Raw genomic sequence first — 16060 nt, 5'->3', positions numbered from 1 at the left:
AGAGAGCACGCTCTCTCCTGTAAAGCTTTGCTTATTCATCATCTAAATCTATGTTGTCGCCAAATTTGTTGTAAGTGCTACGTACTACGTCATATTCGCTGTCTTCAGCTTCTATAATCGCATCCCAACTGTATACATCATTCATAATCTGAATCATCTCATCATCCTCATTAAATGATAAGAAGGCATCCTTAATATTTTGGACTAAGTCATCACTTAATTCCTTCGTTACGGAAATCGTATCGTTTGGAATTTCTTCCGTATATCCAAGGATTTTTGTTTTCTCCATAATATCTGGGTATTCTTCTTCTAAATTTTCACGAACATCATCAAAGGTAGTCGCAACATCAGCACGTCCTTCATACACTTCAATGGCTGAGTTATCATGTCCACCAGTTTGGTATGCCTCAGCGAAAAATTCCGTTTGTGGATCAGTTACACCAAACTCATCCATAATTTGTGCTGCAGGGAATAAATAACCACTTGTAGAAGATGGGTCCCCATAAGCCCAAACCGCGCCTTCTAGATCAGCTAATTCCTCGAAGTCAGAATCAGCGCTGACAATGTACTGTGCAACATATGTTCCACTGCCATAACGTTCGGATTTTAAGATAACCTCCACATCATGTTTATCATTTGCTAATACGTAAGCAAATGCAGGAATGAAACCAATTTGTACTTCATTTGTACCCATTGCTTCCACTAAAGCAGTATAGTTTGTCATTACTTTTCCTTCTACAGGGATTCCTAACTCTTCAGAAAGCCTGTCCGCTAGCGGTTCAACGGTATCTGCAATAGTATCAGAATCTTGTGATGGAACGAATCCCATTATAAGTTGATCAGGAGCATCCGCTTCTTCACTAGCTTCTGCCTCATTTTCTTCTGCCTCTTCATTCTGGTTTTCTTCCGTATCTTCGGTTTCGTTATCGTTGTTTCCACTTGTATCGTCACTTGCACCACAAGCTGTGATAACAAACAAAGCGAATAAAGCAATAAACAATAAGAGCAACTTTTTCATTTTTTCTTGATTCCCCCTTAAAAATCATCGTTATACAAGAATATTGTCTATGGAATAAGCCATAAAATCCATTATGGTGGAAAATGATCTGACAGTGAATTCTATTCCATAGATTTCTTGCAACGTCATTATCTATCGAAAACGACAAGAAATCTATACGTTTTACAAATCTTTTACAATTTTATCAAGTGCTTTACATTATTTACGTTTCCTTAATTGTGATAAATGGAGAAAGCGCTTTTAATCAGTTATAATAGAAACAGAGGTACAATGGGGGAAGAATATGAAAATTATTTTTACATATGCAAATACATATAGGAAAGCATTATTTATCGCGCTGTTATTGATGATTGTTGAGTTGATAGTCGAGCTTGTACAACCGATCATTATGGCAAAATTGATTGACGACGGCATTATGGTCGGAGACATGTCGACGATTTATTTTTATGGAGCCATTCTATTTGGAATCACGGTTTTAGCTTTTGCGGCCGGTATTATAAGTTCTTTTTTTGCGGCAGAAGTTAGTCAAGGTGTAGGTTATGATATGCGAAATGATATGTTCCGTCATATTCAAATGTTTTCAGCGATGAAAATTCAGCAATTCGCTACTTCTACTTTATTAACAAGAATGACAAATGATGTGGTACAGGTTCAAAACTTATTATTTGCGTTTATGCGAATTATGTTACGGGCGCCTTTATTTATCATATTTGGTATATTCATGTCATTTGCGTTAAATGTACCTCTTGCATTTATTTTATTAGCTACGATTCCTGTTTTATTCTTGGTGATGTTTTGGCTAATGATAAAAGGAATGAAGCTTTTTCGTCATGTGCAGGAACAGATTGATCGGATCAATAATGTCATTCGTGAAAACCTGTTGGCAATAAAGCTCGTAAAAGCTTTTCATCGGATGACATTTGAAAATGAACGATTTTCACAAGTGAATAAAAGTCTTAAGGATAAAAATAGACAAGCATTATGGGTAATGGAAGTTGTTATGCCAATTGTTATGTTGATCATGAACTTCGCAATGATCGGATTATTATGGTTTGGTTTTATTCAGCTTGACAGCGGCTCCGCTCAGGCTGGTGAAGTAGTAGGTGTCATCAACTATGCAACCAAAATGTTAGCTTCCTTTGGAGTCTTTTCCTTTTTGCTGATGAACTTGTCAAGAGGACGGGCTTCTGCTAAACGGATTAGTGATATTCTGGACCAGCAAGCAGATGACAAGGTTACCGAACAGCAGAAAAGGATAAGGCTTAAAGGGGATATTCAATTTGAAAACACTTCCTTTACCTATCCAAACTCACGTAAGGAAATATTAAAAGATATTAATTTTAAGGTCAATGCAGGAGAAAAGATCGGGATTTTAGGCGAAACCGGTTCTGGAAAGACAACCTTGTTACACCTTATTCCATACCTTTATCATCCTTCAGCAGGTACTATTTTGGTAGATGGTAAACCGATAGAGCATCTAGGGAATAAGGTAAGAAATGACGTGACATTAGTCCCGCAGGAAGGCTTTTTATTTTCAGGTACAATTCTCGATAATATCACATGGGGAAATGAGCATCTCACGCAAAAACAAGCAGAAAAAGTAGCGAAAGAAGCACAGCTGCATGATTTTATTATGACATTGCCAGATAAATATCAGACGCAAATAGGTCAAAGAGGTGTCAATTTGTCAGGGGGTCAAAAACAACGGTTATCTATTGCGCGTGCATTAGCAGATAATCCGAGGATATTATTGCTTGATGACAGTACAAGTGCATTAGACGCGACTACAGAGTCCCGTGTGCTAGAAGCAATTAGAGCTAGGCATTGTACTACTTTTATCGTTTCTCAAAAAATTAGCTCGGTAAAAGACGCTGACCAGATCCTTTTGTTGGAAAATGGCCGAATATCCGGATTGGGATCTCATCAACAATTACTGCAAACGAATCCTTTATATCAAACCATGTGGCAAACACAGCAAAGGGAAGAGGTGAAACTTGATGGCTAACAATAAAGTAGAAATAGTGCCGCCGTCAAGGCATCTCCCTCCAACCTCTAAAAAAGCGAAAGTGAAAAACCTTCGGACAACTTTGATGCGAATATGGAGTTATATGAAGGCGGACAGAGCTATGTTTTGGCTCGTATTAGTTATGGTATTTGTTAGTGCGATATTGTCCTTGCTTGGTCCATACTTCATTGGAGTTGCAGTAGATGTTATGACAGGTGCAGAAAGCTTTTTCTCATTTAAAACCATCATTATTTTGTTAATAATTGTGTTCGTCTTCCAGTCAGTAACACTGGCTTTGCAAAATTATTGGATGATTGATGTTTCGCAAAAAGCTGTTTTTGCGATGAGGAAGGATTTATTTGAGCATGTCTTACGTTTGCCGGTTATGCAATTTCAAGAGTCACAAAGTGGAGATTTAATGAGCAGGCTGACAAATGATATCGAAAATGTCAGTAGAACGTTAAATACAGCTGTTATTCAAGTGATGACAAGTATATTGACACTAGTGGGAACATTAGTAGTGATGATTTGGTTAAGCCCACTCTTGACATTGATGACGGTCACGATCGTCCCGTTAATGTATATAGGCATGAAATGGATTACGAAAAGAACGAGTTATTATTTTAAGAAGCAACAGAACGAACTTGGTGAAATGACTGGATTTTTAGAAGAAACATTATCAGGTCACACAATGGTAAAGCTATTTCATCAAGAGCAGCGCGTCATTAAGCAGTATCGCAATCATAATGAAGAATTAAGAAATATTGGATACTGGGCTCAAGTCTATTCTGGATTTATTCCGAAGTTAATGAATGGTCTTAATAACTTCGGGTTTGCCATTATCGTAGGGGTAGGTGGCTGGATCGTACTAGCTACTAATGCAACTTCGATTACGATAGGCGTTATTGTGACCTTCACGACCTATGCACGCCAGTTTACTCGTCCTTTAAATGATTTAGCTAATCAATTTAACACGATTTTATCAGCAGTAGCTGGTGCTGAGCGGGCATTTGAGGTAATGGATCAAGAGGAAGAAGAAACAGAAAAAGCAAAACAAGATATTAACTACGTAAAAGGAGATATTATTTTTCGCCATGTTTTCTTTTCTTATCAGACAGACGAACATGTTTTGCAAGATATCTCTTTTCATGCTAAGCCAGGGCAAACAGTAGCATTAGTCGGACCTACAGGTGCAGGGAAGACAACGATTATTTCCTTATTGGCCAGGTTTTTCGAAGAACAAGAGGGGGATATTTTATTAGATGGTCATTCGATGAAGCAGCTGACCAATAAAAGTATTCGGAGACATTTAGGCGTTGTGTTACAGGATTCTTATCTGTTTGACACGACGATTAGAGAAAATATCCGGTACGGAAAACTGGATGCTAGTGATCGGGAAGTAGAAGAAGCTGCAAAAATGGCAAATGCTCATGCTTTTATTTCTCAATTGCCAAATCAGTATGATACGATCCTTGAAGGTAATGGACAAGGAATTAGCCATGGACAACGGCAGTTACTAGTCATTGCAAGGGCGATATTAGCTAATCCATCGATTTTAATCTTGGATGAAGCAACAAGTAGTATTGACACGATAACAGAATTAAAAATAACTGATGCATTAGAAACATTAATGAAAGGGAAGACTAGCTTTGTGATTGCACATCGCTTGAATACGATCGAAAAGGCTGATATGATACTTGTTCTGAAGGAAGGAAAAATAATTGAACAAGGAACCCATTCATCATTAATGAAAGAAGAAGGTTTTTATGCTAATCTAGTCACAACACAAGCTATTTATGAGTGATACAAGTTTAATTGGAATATAATAAAGTGAGGATCTCATCTGTTTTTTAAACGGGTCGAAAGATAACCGAACTTATAAGGGAATGAGCGACCAAGAGCCTTGGATAGCTTCATCTAAGGTCTTAAGGACGGTTAGCACGATGATAAAAGAGAAGACAAAATCCATGTCACGGAGGTGGAATCAGTGGCAGAACAACGAGAAGATCAAGAATGGCAGCAGGAAAAGCAAAGAGTAACTGAAGTAGTCAATGAAATTGTGAAGAAAATGACATTATTGCAATCTAGAGCAAAAGACTTAAAAGAAGATGTCATTGATATCAGACGTGATTTTTGGGAAGACGTAACGGTAAATATTGAAGAAATGGATGACAAAATCGAAACAGAAGCCAGTATTAAGCAACAAGCAGAATTTCTCTCGGAACGGGAAAGAAGCCACGGTCAGGTAAGTGAGCGTTTAGACATTCTTAGTCGTTTGAAGGATAACCCGTATTTTGGTCGAATTGATTTCAAAGAGAATGGTCAGTCATCTGCACAACCAATTTATATTGGTTTGGCCTCTGTATTGGATGAGAATGAGGAGAATTTTCTTGTGTATGACTGGAGAGCTCCTATTTCGAGTATGTACTATGATTATCCACCAGGTCCGGCAAGTTATGACACCGTTCAAGGAAATATTTCCGGGGAAATAACGTTAAAACGACAATATATGATCCGTAATGGTGAATTGCAGGGAATGTTCGACACAGGACTGACGATTGGGGATCATCTCCTTCAATCTGTACTGGGAAACCAAGCAAGTACGAAGATGAAAAGTATTGTTTCAACGATTCAAAGAGAGCAGAATCAAATTATTCGAAATGAAAAGGCTCGCGTACTAATTGTGCAAGGGGTTGCAGGAAGCGGCAAAACTTCAGCGGCACTGCAACGCGTAGCATACTTATTGTATCGTTATCGTGAGACATTAACGTCTGAGCAGATTGTCCTCTTTTCACCCAATCCATTGTTCAATAGTTATGTAGCAACTGTACTTCCGGAGCTTGGTGAAGATAACATGCAGCAAATGACGTTTTACCAATATTTACACCGGCAACTAGACGATAGTTTTCAATTGGAGACACCTTTCGAACAGATGGAATTTTATTTGCAAAAACAAGCGGAAAATTACCATGCCAGAGTAGAAGCTATGCATTACAAAGCAAGCTTGTCCTATAAGGAATTAATAGATCGCTTTTTAGAACGGCTTGCCAGGGAAGGTCTTGTTTTCCGCAATATCACCTTTAGGGGAACAACAATCATTCCGAAACAGATGGTCGAAAAATATTTCTATCAGACAGAAAGTTCGCTAGCGATTCCTGATAGATTGGAGAAAGTAGCCAATTGGATTCTGTATCAGCTAAAAAAATTGGAGAAGATCGAGCGGGAGAAGGATTGGGTGCTAGAGGAAAGTGAATTACTGGATAAAGCAGATTATGTCGAGGTACATCAAACACTACAAGAAGAAAATCGCTTTTCGGAAGAGACGTTTGATGACTATGCTCGTGAAGAAGAATTATTACGAAAACGAGTAGTAGCATGGCGTTTACGTCCACTTCGCAAGAAGGTCAAACAATTGGCGTTTGTTAATCCACTTAAAACATTTCAAATGCTGTTTGCAAATCCAGAAGCAGTTGTGGATGAAACAACCAGCCTTCCGGACCAATGGGAAAAGATATGTCGTATGACAGAAGAGTATATCAAACAAAAATATTTAACATGGGAAGATGCGCCAGCTTATATTTACTTTGAGAAAAGCTTGTTGGGATTTGATGCACAGCGATCTATTCAACATTTATTCATTGATGAAGCGCAAGATTACACTCCTTTTCAGTTTGCATTGATGAAGAAGATGTTCCCGGTTAGTCGAATGACTTTATTAGGTGATATTAATCAGGCTATTTATGCACATGCTTTAAGAGAAGAGACATTATTATCAGAAAAATGGCAGGAAAAACATGAACGAATAGTCTTAACGAGAAGTTATCGATCTACTGCTCCGATTGTCGAATTCACCAAATCTTTTATGCCAAACGGTGATTTGATTGAGCCATTTGAGCGTGACGGTGAGAGACCTATTGTGATGGAAGTGGAACAACTGGAAATGTTAGATGAAAAAATAGTAGATCAAGTAGTTAAATATGAGCAAGAAGGACATGAAACGATTGCATTGATCGGAAAAACAATGAAGGAGTGCGAAGTCGTTTATCAGCGATTAAAGAATCGGATCGACCTTCATTTAATGACACAAGAAGCACATACGTTTGAAAAAGGGATTGTAGTCATTCCGGCATATTTGGCTAAAGGTATTGAATTCGATGCGGTTATCATCGCGGATGCATCCAATGATAACTTTCAGGATGAATTAGAGCGAAACTTATTCTATACTGCATGTACAAGAGCAATGCACGATTTGGCCTTATTTTCCATTGGCAATCCAACACACTTTATCGAAAGCATACCAAAGCAGCAATATCGTCATTACAAAGTCCACCAGATTGGGGACAAAGGAACAGGATGAGCAAGCTCATCCTGTTATCCACTACTTGATTGAGCACAATCTTTTCTATTTAATACGATTTATGGCAAGCTAGTATAGTAATAAAAGTTAGAGGAGGAATGGGAAGATGGTTAATAGTTTAGCATCAACTACAACGCTACATAATGGTGTCAAAATGCCATGGTTTGGACTAGGTGTTTTCAAAGTCGAAGAAGGAGAAGAAGTATATAATTCTGTTAAGTGGGCATTGGAACATGGTTACAAGAGTATTGATACAGCAGCCATTTATGGCAATGAAGAAGGTGTAGGCAAAGCAATTAAGGATTCTGGTATTCCTCGTGAAGAATTATTTATTACCTCTAAGCTATGGAATGCTGATCAAGGGTATGAGGAAACACTTCAAGCATATGAAACAAGCTTAAACAAATTAGGACTTGAGTATTTAGATTTATATTTAATTCATTGGCCTGTCCCGTCACAAAATAAATATAAAGAGTCATGGAAGGCAATGGAAAAGTTATATAAAGATGGTAAAATTCGTGCAATTGGTGTAAGTAACTTTAAAGAACACCATTTAGAAGATTTAATGAAAGATGCGGAAATAACACCGATGGTAAATCAAGTCGAATATCACCCACATTTACAACAGCGTAGCTTACATGAATTCTGTAAACAACATAACATTCAGTTAGAGGCATGGTCTCCATTGAAGCAAGGACAACTCTTAGATGATCCTACATTAACAAAGATTGCTAAGCGTCACGGTAAATCGACAGCCCAAGTTATCTTGCGATGGGATCTTCAACAAGAAGTGGTAACCATTCCGAAATCGGTAAAACAGCATCGTATTCAGGATAATGCAGATATCTTTGATTTTGAATTAACAGAAGAGGAAATGACATTAATTCACGATATGAATAAAGACGAACGAGTTGGTGCTGATCCAGACGAATTTAACAAGAGATAACAGTTATTGAAGATAATTTCAGAACCCGTTTCTAAAAAATGAAGCGGGTTCTTCTTTGAATAAAATAGAACTTCCATGTTGGTAGAGGCACCCATTTCCCTATTCTCTTTTTGGACACTCATCAAGCTCATGGGTGAAATTTTAGTCAAACACTTGCAATCTTAGTTGATAATGCTTTATCGTAAATAGTAGATTGATAAACATCTAGGGGGATGTAAGATGGCATTTGTAATTACAGCGCCATGTGAAACAGAAAAAGCTGGCGAATGTACAACCGTATGTCCGGTAGACTGTATTGTCGAAGGACCTGACCAATTTTATATAGATCCGGATATTTGTATCGATTGTGGAGCATGCAAAGCAGTATGCCCAGTAGATGCAATTGAAGAGGAGTACGATCTCACTCCTGAACAGGAAGTATATTTAGAGAAAGCAGAAGCTTTTTTTGCAAATGATTAATCAAGAGGTTGAGACAAAAAAGAAACTGTTTCGTCTAGAAGCCGGACAATATGCTAATAGCGCGTAGGAAATATACATAGACTCCTGTGGGAAAGTGCAGTATATTTTCGAAGCGGGTATTCGCACCGTTAATGTTCGGAGTTTGCTGGATAAAAAACACTTTTGTCTCAACCTCTTTTTTTAAAAGTGAGAATGTTGAAATCACAAAAAGCATCATTAACTTGCCAACATTATTTACTTGAAATAGTTTTTTGCATCAAGGAAGTATGCTTTACTCTAGATAAAATCAAAAGACCAATAATAGAACCTGTTACACTACTAACAAGGAAGCTTGGTAAAAATGCCAAGACACCAGCAGAAGTTCCCATTAAAATTTTTGCAAATGGAACAGATAGTAAAGATCCAATTAGTCCGGTACCGATGATTTCACCGACACCTGCCATTGTTTTTCTTTTCGTCCACTGATACAGATAACCTGCAAATAACGCACCAATCATACCACCTGGAAATGCAAGTAATGTGCCAATTCCTAATAAATTCCGTAAGAGTCCGATAGTAAAAGCAATAATAACTGCTGGAACAGGACCAAGCGTAACAGCAGCCATTACATTAACGGCATGTTGAACGGGATATGCTTTAGCAACCCCGGTTGGAAACCATAAAAATTGTGATCCTAATGTACCGATAGCAATAAAAACTGCCATCATGGTTAATAATAAAGTTCGATTCATGCAAACGCCTCCCAGTTAAAATTGACCGCGTATTACCATGCTGAAAATAAAGTGAGACTTCCTTAAGTGGGCATTTTCCCCCTCCATTTAGTTGCGGACGCTTAGCACAACGAAAAATAAGCCGGATTCGAATCGAAGCCGGCTATACTATAGAAATAGTTTAGCTACTTCCCTCCGCTGGTACCAACCAGATCAGGTTCTCAGAGTTAAAAAGCTTCCCGTGCTTTTTTCTCAGCCTATAATGAATAGGCACCCCTAGTAGTGATAATACATATGTCCTTATTAATAAACTTAGTTTGTATGTCTATCAATAAAAAAGCTAATAGTACAAAAAATTGTAACAAAAACGTTGCAATTGTCAAGGAGCAATTGCTTTGAATTCAAGATAATAATGGATTATAATGGAATGAACAACCAAGTGCAAGGAGGCAACTTATGCAGCTCAAAGGAATTCATCATGTATCAGCTATTACAGCAAATGCACAGGAAAACTATTATTTCTATACAGATATATTAGGAATGCGTTTAGTAAAAAAATCAGTTAATCAGGATGATCCAACTATGTATCATTTGTTCTATGCAGATGAAATTGGACGACCTGGTACCGATTTAACCTTTTTTGAAATAGCCAATGCTGGCCACACTTATCCCGGCAATAATAGTATCTCTTATACATCTTTACGTGTCGCAAGTGACGAGGCGTTAACCTATTGGGAGAAACGCCTAGATCAATACGATATTGTCCATGACGGGATCGGAAAGCATTTTGGTCGAAAAGTATTACCCTTTCAAGACTTTGAAGGGCAACGGCTTGTGTTCATTTCAGATGAAAATAACCGTGGTGTAGCAGCGGGTATTCCATGGTCGAAAAGTCCGGTGCCAATGGATTATGGCATTACCGGTTTGGGGCCTGTACGCTTAACTGTTCCTGAACTAGCGCCAACCCAAAGAATCTTAACAGAAGTGCTAGGGTTCCGTTATGCTGGTTCATATTCTAATCCGGGAGGGCAAACGGATATGCAAGTGTTTGAAACAGGTGAAGGTGGGACAGGGGCTGAGATTCATATCGACATTCGACCGGAATTACAGAAAGAACGACCTGGAAGAGGTAGTGTTCATCATGTTGCTTTTCGTGTAACAGATTATCAAGAACTTGAAAAGTGGCATAAGCGAATTACCGAAGAGCGTCTACCTAATTCAGGACTTGTCGATCGTTATTACTTTCAATCGTTATACTTTCGTGAACCAAATGGCATTCTATTTGAATTGGCTACAGACGGACCAGGCTTCGACACAGATGAAAAAGTGGAGCATCTCGGAGAAACGATCGCCCTGCCACCCTTCTTAGAGGATAAACGAAGCGAAATCGAAGCGAAGCTCCAACCTATAAATACAGTTAAGAAGAATAGTTAAAGCCATAGCCCGCCTATCGATAAAAGTCGATGGTGGGCTTGATTAACGTATGCTATACTAGTAATCGTAGCTTTAAGGGAGGACTGTAACAATGACATTTTCACCAAAAGCAATTTGCTTAGACATGGATGGCACATTGCTGAATAACCACAATGATTTAACAGAAAATACACTCGATATCATTCAAAAGATAAGAAAAAAGGGAATTCGAGTATTTATTGTAACTGGCCGTTCTTTTAATGAAGTGTTTGATTCAGCGCCAGATGACTTGGAATTGGATGGCTTTGTAACAGCAAATGGAATGATTACCTATGTCGATGGGGAAAAGCTGTTAGAACATAGTTTATCTACAGAACTTGTGGACAAAGTAATTCAATCTGCCAGATCACATCAGGTTTATTATGAGGCACACCCCAATGATGGAGAGCGACTCTCATTACTAGAGGATCAAGGATATATAGAGGCGATGATTAGTGGTGAGAAGCCAGATGAAGTAGGGATCAATGAATGGCTGGAAAGAGAAGCTGCGATCAAGCACGATATAAAATGGCACGAAACATTGCCGGAGCAGAAGTATGCGAAAATATACTGTTTCGCAAAAGAACATAAAAAAATGCAAGCATGGATTGATTCTTTGGAACGTATCAAAAAAGAAAGTGATTTTACTACCTCTTCATCCTCTTATCATAATGTCGAAGTGATGGTAGCTGGTGTAAACAAAGCAACTGGCATTGAAGCATTGCTGAGGTATTATCAAATTAGTCCGAAGGATACAATGGCAATCGGGGACAGTAACAATGATATTCCAATGATGAAATATGTAGGCTTTCCAGTAGGGATGCTTAATGCCACGGATCAAATTAAAGGGTTGGTAAAGGACATAACCGAGTATACAAATGATGAAGAAGGTGTCTTCCACTATTTGGAGACTTACTATCGTGGTCTGACAGATAATTAAGTAAAGGAAGAAAAAAATTAAATTCCGAACAATTCTGATTTAGCGTTCGTTAACACATGCAGACGCCTCTAAGGCGGCTAGTAACGCTACACTTAATCACCGTGTCTACGGATAAGTATTTTGCCGTAGTGATGAAAGAGTTCAGACATGTTCGGATGTTCCTTTTTCTATTTATTCTTTTGACTAGCTTTTTTTCATTAGACGTCGAAAATATATTTTGTTTATGTTTGTTTAATTCTGTGTTAGAATATAAACAGACATAAGTAAAATAAAACAAAAATGAATGCGTTCTCAATGAGAGGGAGGATATCGATGGCACGGTATATATTTATGATGGAGTGCAAGGAAGGTTCGCAAGAGGAATATAAGAAAAGACATCAAGCAGTACATCCCGAATTATTGCAAGCATTAAAAGAAGTAGGCGTAAGCAATTATAGTATTTTTATGGATGGTACAAAGTTATATGCATACATGGAAGTAGATGATTATCATCGTGCAATGAAGGAACTAGAAACAAATCCCGCTAACCGTAAGTGGCAGGCATTTATGAGTGATATTTTGGCAATGGATGAAAAAGGCGATCCAAAAATGTATTTAATTGATCAAGAAGTCTTCCATCTTGACTAAACAGTTGAATTTTATGGTAGATTTCCCTATAGTCAGATAGTAGACAGTTTTCAAGAACGAGAAGGTAGGAGAAGCAGATGCTAGTTGCAGAAAGACATCAGCGAATCGTAGAAGTTGTCAATCAGAAGAAGAGTATTAGAGTTTCTGAGCTTGCGAACCTTTTTTCCGTGACGGATGAGACGATTCGCCGAGACTTAGAAAAGCTAGAAAAGGAAAAAAAATTAGCCCGTAGTCATGGAGGAGCAGTCAGTATCGCCTCGGCTCAGGATGGACCGGAAATTCCTTTTCAAGAACGAGAGGTAATGTATGTAGACGAGAAAAAAGAAATTGCTCAGGAAGCTGTCAAACATATTGTCGAAACCGATAAAATCTTGTTAGATGCCAGTACAACAGCTTGGTATGTTGCGAAGAATTTACCAAATATACCTGTTACGGTTTTGACTAATTCGGTGAATGTCGTGTTGGAATTAAGCAAAAAAAGTCAAGTTACGGTGATTTCGACTGGTGGTACACTGCTCGCAAGGTCTCTTTCTTATGTTGGACCGTTAGCAGAACGTTCACTTGATTTATATCATGTAAATAAAGCATTTTTGTCTTGTAAAGGACTTCATTTCCAACGAGGCATCAGTGAGTCGAATGAACAACAAGCACGTGTGAAGCAAAAGATGATAGAAATAGCGGACACCACTTATATATTGGCAGATCACCATAAGTTTCATTTGCAGGCATTTGCCCATGTTGCCCCGTTAACAAAAGTAGAACGAATAATGACTGACAGTAATGCTTCAGATCAAGATGTAGACAGTTTACAAGAAAATGGCTTAGAGGTTATAAAAGCACTTCGTTAATAACAGGATTAACGAAGTGCTTTTTCTATTTGATTAAGGGTAGATGTACATAATATAATGATTAAAGAACATAGGAAAATTGTCCCTGTCCACCGGTCCTGTTTCATAGTATAATGATTAAACAAAGTATTGTTTTTTGATGGAGTGGTTGTATGTGGAGCTATGTAAAGAGGTGGAATACGTTAAGAAATCAGTTATTAGTTGTGTATCTGCTTGTTATGTTCATTGTGTTACTTATTGTAAGCGCCATTACGTATGTTTTAGTCGAAGGTTTATTGCAAAGTAATGCAGAGGAGCAAATGAGGCAGACAGCAATTGAGTCATCTGGGAGATATGATTCATTGTTTGAACAATTAAATATGGTAACGAAACAAGTATTAACGAACGAAGAGCTCCAAGGAGTTTTATTACAGGAAGCTGAAGGAGAGATTACTTCCTTTAATGACAAACAGTCATTAATGAGTACAACTAATTTAATTCAGGCAAATACAGACGGTATTTATTCTATCGAAATATATAATAGAAATTTTCAGCGTATAATACCGATCGACTCCACCTTATTACATGACCGTATTGATTCTCGTTGGATTATTCGGGCAAATGAAGCTGGTGGGAGGTTAATATGGATTGGGGAAGACCCATTAGATCACAATTATTTCTTAGTCGGTCGGGAAATTAATTTAATGGATGCTAGTTTTCAATATGGGGGATACATTATAGCAAGGGTAAACCGAAACTATTTCCAGTTAAATTCCAATCAGCAGGAAAGTGAATCAAATGATTATTCTATTTTAGTCGATCAATGGAACAATCCGATTGTCACGAATTATGATGGAGACGCTTTAGAATCGATTATAAGTACTGACAGCGAGACGGTTACCATTGATGATCAAGCGTATATGCTGGTCAAGGACAAATCAGAGTTAACAGGATGGACAATCAATATTTTGACACCTGTTAACCAATTAACAGCAGGTATTACTACGGTACAAGCGGGTATTCTCATTGCAGGTTTGATTGGGTTAGTCATTTTTTTCCTATTTTCCTTCTTTTTATCCACATTTATTACAAGACCGATAACAAGATTAACGAAAACAATGAGACAAGCGGGAGAAGGAGTTTTGGCTCAAAACCCTGTCATAAATTCTACCAAAGAAATTAATGAGTTAAACCAAACGTATAATCAGCTTGCAGAAGAAACCAATTATTTAGTTCAGATGGTATATGAAAAAGAAATCATTAAAAATAGAACAGAATTAAAAGCCTTACAAGCGCAAATTCATCCACACTTTCTTTTTAATACATTAGATGCATTATATTGGTCGCTGGATGAAAAGGAAGAAGAAGATTTAGCAAATGTAGTCCTTGCCATGTCAGAGTTATTTCGTTATACGATTACGAAAGAAAATGAAGATGAGTGGGTTACCATCAAGGAAGAATTAGATCATATTGATCGATATATGCAAATCATGCGGATGCGCTTTGGAGAAAGGCTAAATTGGGCAAAAGAAGTGGACAGTGACTGGTTGGATATCAAAATACCTAAGTTAATGATCCAACCGCTCGTCGAGAATGCGATATTACATGGTGCCGGAAATGTAATGGGTGAGTGTAATATTACGGTTAAAATTGAAAAGATTCCAGAAAAACAACGGATTCGGATTGCAGTAAGTGATAATGGACCAGGTATGAGTGAAGAAAAAATAGCGGAAGTAAAGAAGCTAATAGATGGTGGAATCAGACAACAAAAACAAACAGGGATGGCATTGCATAATGTTCAACAGCGTTTACGAATGTTTTATGACGCAGATGCGAATCGTGATATTAACATTTTGAGTCAAGAAGGAAAAGGAACGATTGTAAGCTTTGAAATTCCGGTATAAGGGGGTTGAGGTAATATGGATAAGAAAGTGATTCTAATTGTCGATGATGAGCCAAGGAGTCGCCAAGGGATCAAAAAAACAATTGAGCGGACATATCCTGATCATTATGAGGTCCTTACTGCCGCAAATGCGGAAGAAGCGATTAACCGAATCAATCAAGAAAAAATTCACGTACTTATTACAGACATCCGAATGCCCGAGGTTACTGGTTTAGAATTGCTTAAAAAATTAAAAGAAAAAGCGAAGGACCCTGTTGTCATTGTTATTTCAGCATATTCCGAATTTGAATATGCTCATGAAGCACTGGAGTTAGGAGTTGTTAATTATTTGTTAAAGCCGATTGCTAAAGAGAAATTAATGCAGGCTATCGATAAAGCAATTGAACTGGAGAAGCAAAGAGAAAAAACGGGTATGTACAATAAAATAGTGGATGATAAATTGCTGGAGATGCAACAATTAAGCAAGTATAACCGTGCGGTAAAAGAAGCAATGGATTATATTGATCAGCATTATGATGAGGAATTAACATTGAAAAAAGTCGCCAATCAAGTTCATTTAAATCCCAGCTATTTAAGTGCCTTATTTAAGGAAGAATTAGAAGCTACGTTTAGCGAGTATGTGACGAGAAAGCGGATACAAGAGGCGAAAAAACTACTCTTATCTACGGATTTGCCGATTGCTGAAATAGCTGAAAAAAGCGGTTACCAGACGTCTAAGTACTTTATTAAGCTTTTTAAACAATATGAAAAGATGACACCAAATAGTTTTAGAAAACAAAATGTAACCGATTCCTAAAATATGTGGTATTTTATCTA

13 protein-coding genes and 1 riboswitch are annotated in these 16060 nt (G+C 37.8%); of the genes, 11 read left to right on the top strand and 2 right to left on the bottom strand.

Translation table 11 applies throughout. The features are described from left to right. Positions 1-31 precede the first annotated feature (31 nt). Positions 32-1018 carry a phosphate/phosphite/phosphonate ABC transporter substrate-binding protein gene (locus ACTNEP_RS07565; RefSeq protein WP_441161210.1) on the bottom strand — a complete coding sequence of 329 codons (987 nt, stop codon included), beginning with the start codon at positions 1016-1018 and terminating at the stop codon, positions 32-34. Between the two features lie 283 nt (positions 1019-1301). Between ACTNEP_RS07565 and ACTNEP_RS07560 the strand changes: the two genes are divergently transcribed. The 5 genes from ACTNEP_RS07560 to ACTNEP_RS07540 all read left to right on the top strand — a co-directional run bounded on the left by ACTNEP_RS07560 (position 1302) and on the right by ACTNEP_RS07540 (position 8785). Beyond that, positions 1302-3023: an ABC transporter ATP-binding protein gene (locus ACTNEP_RS07560; RefSeq protein WP_441161209.1), complete on the top strand. Its 1722-nt coding sequence runs from the start codon at positions 1302-1304 to the stop codon at positions 3021-3023. Further along, positions 3016-4827 (top strand): ABC transporter ATP-binding protein, encoded by a 1812-nt coding sequence (locus ACTNEP_RS07555; RefSeq protein ID WP_441161208.1) that lies wholly within the window; start codon positions 3016-3018, stop codon positions 4825-4827. The genes ACTNEP_RS07560 and ACTNEP_RS07555 overlap by 8 nt, the downstream gene beginning before the upstream one ends. A 183-nt stretch (positions 4828-5010) precedes the next feature. After that, positions 5011-7380, top strand: coding sequence for an RNA polymerase recycling motor HelD (gene helD, locus ACTNEP_RS07550; protein WP_441161206.1), 2370 nt, complete (start codon positions 5011-5013; stop codon positions 7378-7380). A 106-nt stretch (positions 7381-7486) separates the two neighbouring features. Next, positions 7487-8326 (top strand): aldo/keto reductase, encoded by an 840-nt coding sequence (locus tag ACTNEP_RS07545; protein WP_441161205.1) that lies wholly within the window; start codon positions 7487-7489, stop codon positions 8324-8326. Positions 8327-8545: 219 nt separating this feature from the next. After that, positions 8546-8785, top strand: coding sequence for an indolepyruvate ferredoxin oxidoreductase subunit alpha (locus tag ACTNEP_RS07540; protein WP_441161203.1), 240 nt, complete (start codon positions 8546-8548; stop codon positions 8783-8785). Positions 8786-9015: 230 nt separating this feature from the next. Here the strand turns inward: ACTNEP_RS07540 and thiW are convergent, their stop codons facing one another. Continuing rightward, on the bottom strand, positions 9016-9516 hold the full coding sequence (gene thiW / locus ACTNEP_RS07535; RefSeq protein ID WP_441161202.1) for an energy coupling factor transporter S component ThiW: 501 nt from the start codon (positions 9514-9516) through the stop codon (positions 9016-9018). Positions 9517-9668: 152 nt separating this feature from the next. Further along, a riboswitch (TPP riboswitch) is annotated at positions 9669-9783 on the bottom strand. A gap of 168 nt (positions 9784-9951) precedes the next feature. On the opposite strand from thiW, the gene ACTNEP_RS07530 reads away from it, so the two are divergent. The 6 genes from ACTNEP_RS07530 to ACTNEP_RS07505 all read left to right on the top strand — a co-directional run bounded on the left by ACTNEP_RS07530 (position 9952) and on the right by ACTNEP_RS07505 (position 16040). After that, positions 9952-10929, top strand: a complete 978-nt coding sequence (locus ACTNEP_RS07530) for a ring-cleaving dioxygenase (RefSeq protein ID WP_441161201.1) — start codon at positions 9952-9954, stop codon at positions 10927-10929. A 91-nt stretch (positions 10930-11020) separates the two neighbouring features. After that, complete coding sequence (locus ACTNEP_RS07525; protein WP_441161199.1) at positions 11021-11887, top strand: Cof-type HAD-IIB family hydrolase; 867 nt, start codon at positions 11021-11023, stop codon at positions 11885-11887. A 312-nt stretch (positions 11888-12199) separates the two neighbouring features. Further along, positions 12200-12514, top strand: a complete 315-nt coding sequence (locus ACTNEP_RS07520) for an L-rhamnose mutarotase (RefSeq protein WP_441161198.1) — start codon at positions 12200-12202, stop codon at positions 12512-12514. A gap of 77 nt (positions 12515-12591) precedes the next feature. Beyond that, positions 12592-13362: a DeoR/GlpR family DNA-binding transcription regulator gene (locus ACTNEP_RS07515; RefSeq protein WP_441161196.1), complete on the top strand. Its 771-nt coding sequence runs from the start codon at positions 12592-12594 to the stop codon at positions 13360-13362. Positions 13363-13514: 152 nt separating this feature from the next. Continuing rightward, positions 13515-15245: a sensor histidine kinase gene (locus ACTNEP_RS07510; RefSeq protein ID WP_441161194.1), complete on the top strand. Its 1731-nt coding sequence runs from the start codon at positions 13515-13517 to the stop codon at positions 15243-15245. A gap of 15 nt (positions 15246-15260) precedes the next feature. Then, entirely contained in the window at positions 15261-16040 is a 780-nt protein-coding gene (locus tag ACTNEP_RS07505; protein WP_441161193.1) for a response regulator transcription factor, read from the top strand. Positions 16041-16060 lie beyond the last annotated feature (20 nt).

Origin of the sequence: Gracilibacillus sp. HCP3S3_G5_2, from assembly GCF_052063305.1 — a bacterium.
Classification (GTDB): Bacteria; Bacillota; Bacilli; order Bacillales; family Amphibacillaceae; genus Gracilibacillus.
This window is presented reverse-complemented; position numbering and strand designations above follow the sequence as displayed.

Excerpts from the sequence above, each read along its gene's own strand:
- ACTNEP_RS07540 (WP_441161203.1), top strand. The coding sequence starts at position 8,546 with ATGGCATTTGTAATTACAGCGCCATGTGAAACAGAAAAAGCTGGCGAA.
- ACTNEP_RS07565 (WP_441161210.1), bottom strand. The coding sequence starts at position 1,018 with ATGAAAAAGTTGCTCTTATTGTTTATTGCTTTATTCGCTTTGTTTGTT.
- ACTNEP_RS07525 (WP_441161199.1), top strand. The coding sequence starts at position 11,021 with ATGACATTTTCACCAAAAGCAATTTGCTTAGACATGGATGGCACATTG.
- ACTNEP_RS07555 (WP_441161208.1), top strand. The coding sequence starts at position 3,016 with ATGGCTAACAATAAAGTAGAAATAGTGCCGCCGTCAAGGCATCTCCCT.
- ACTNEP_RS07545 (WP_441161205.1), top strand. The coding sequence starts at position 7,487 with ATGGTTAATAGTTTAGCATCAACTACAACGCTACATAATGGTGTCAAA.
- ACTNEP_RS07560 (WP_441161209.1), top strand. The coding sequence starts at position 1,302 with ATGAAAATTATTTTTACATATGCAAATACATATAGGAAAGCATTATTT.
- ACTNEP_RS07530 (WP_441161201.1), top strand. The coding sequence starts at position 9,952 with ATGCAGCTCAAAGGAATTCATCATGTATCAGCTATTACAGCAAATGCA.
- thiW (WP_441161202.1), bottom strand. The coding sequence starts at position 9,516 with ATGAATCGAACTTTATTATTAACCATGATGGCAGTTTTTATTGCTATC.
- ACTNEP_RS07515 (WP_441161196.1), top strand. The coding sequence starts at position 12,592 with ATGCTAGTTGCAGAAAGACATCAGCGAATCGTAGAAGTTGTCAATCAG.
- ACTNEP_RS07505 (WP_441161193.1), top strand. The coding sequence starts at position 15,261 with ATGGATAAGAAAGTGATTCTAATTGTCGATGATGAGCCAAGGAGTCGC.
- ACTNEP_RS07510 (WP_441161194.1), top strand. The coding sequence starts at position 13,515 with ATGTGGAGCTATGTAAAGAGGTGGAATACGTTAAGAAATCAGTTATTA.
- ACTNEP_RS07520 (WP_441161198.1), top strand. The coding sequence starts at position 12,200 with ATGGCACGGTATATATTTATGATGGAGTGCAAGGAAGGTTCGCAAGAG.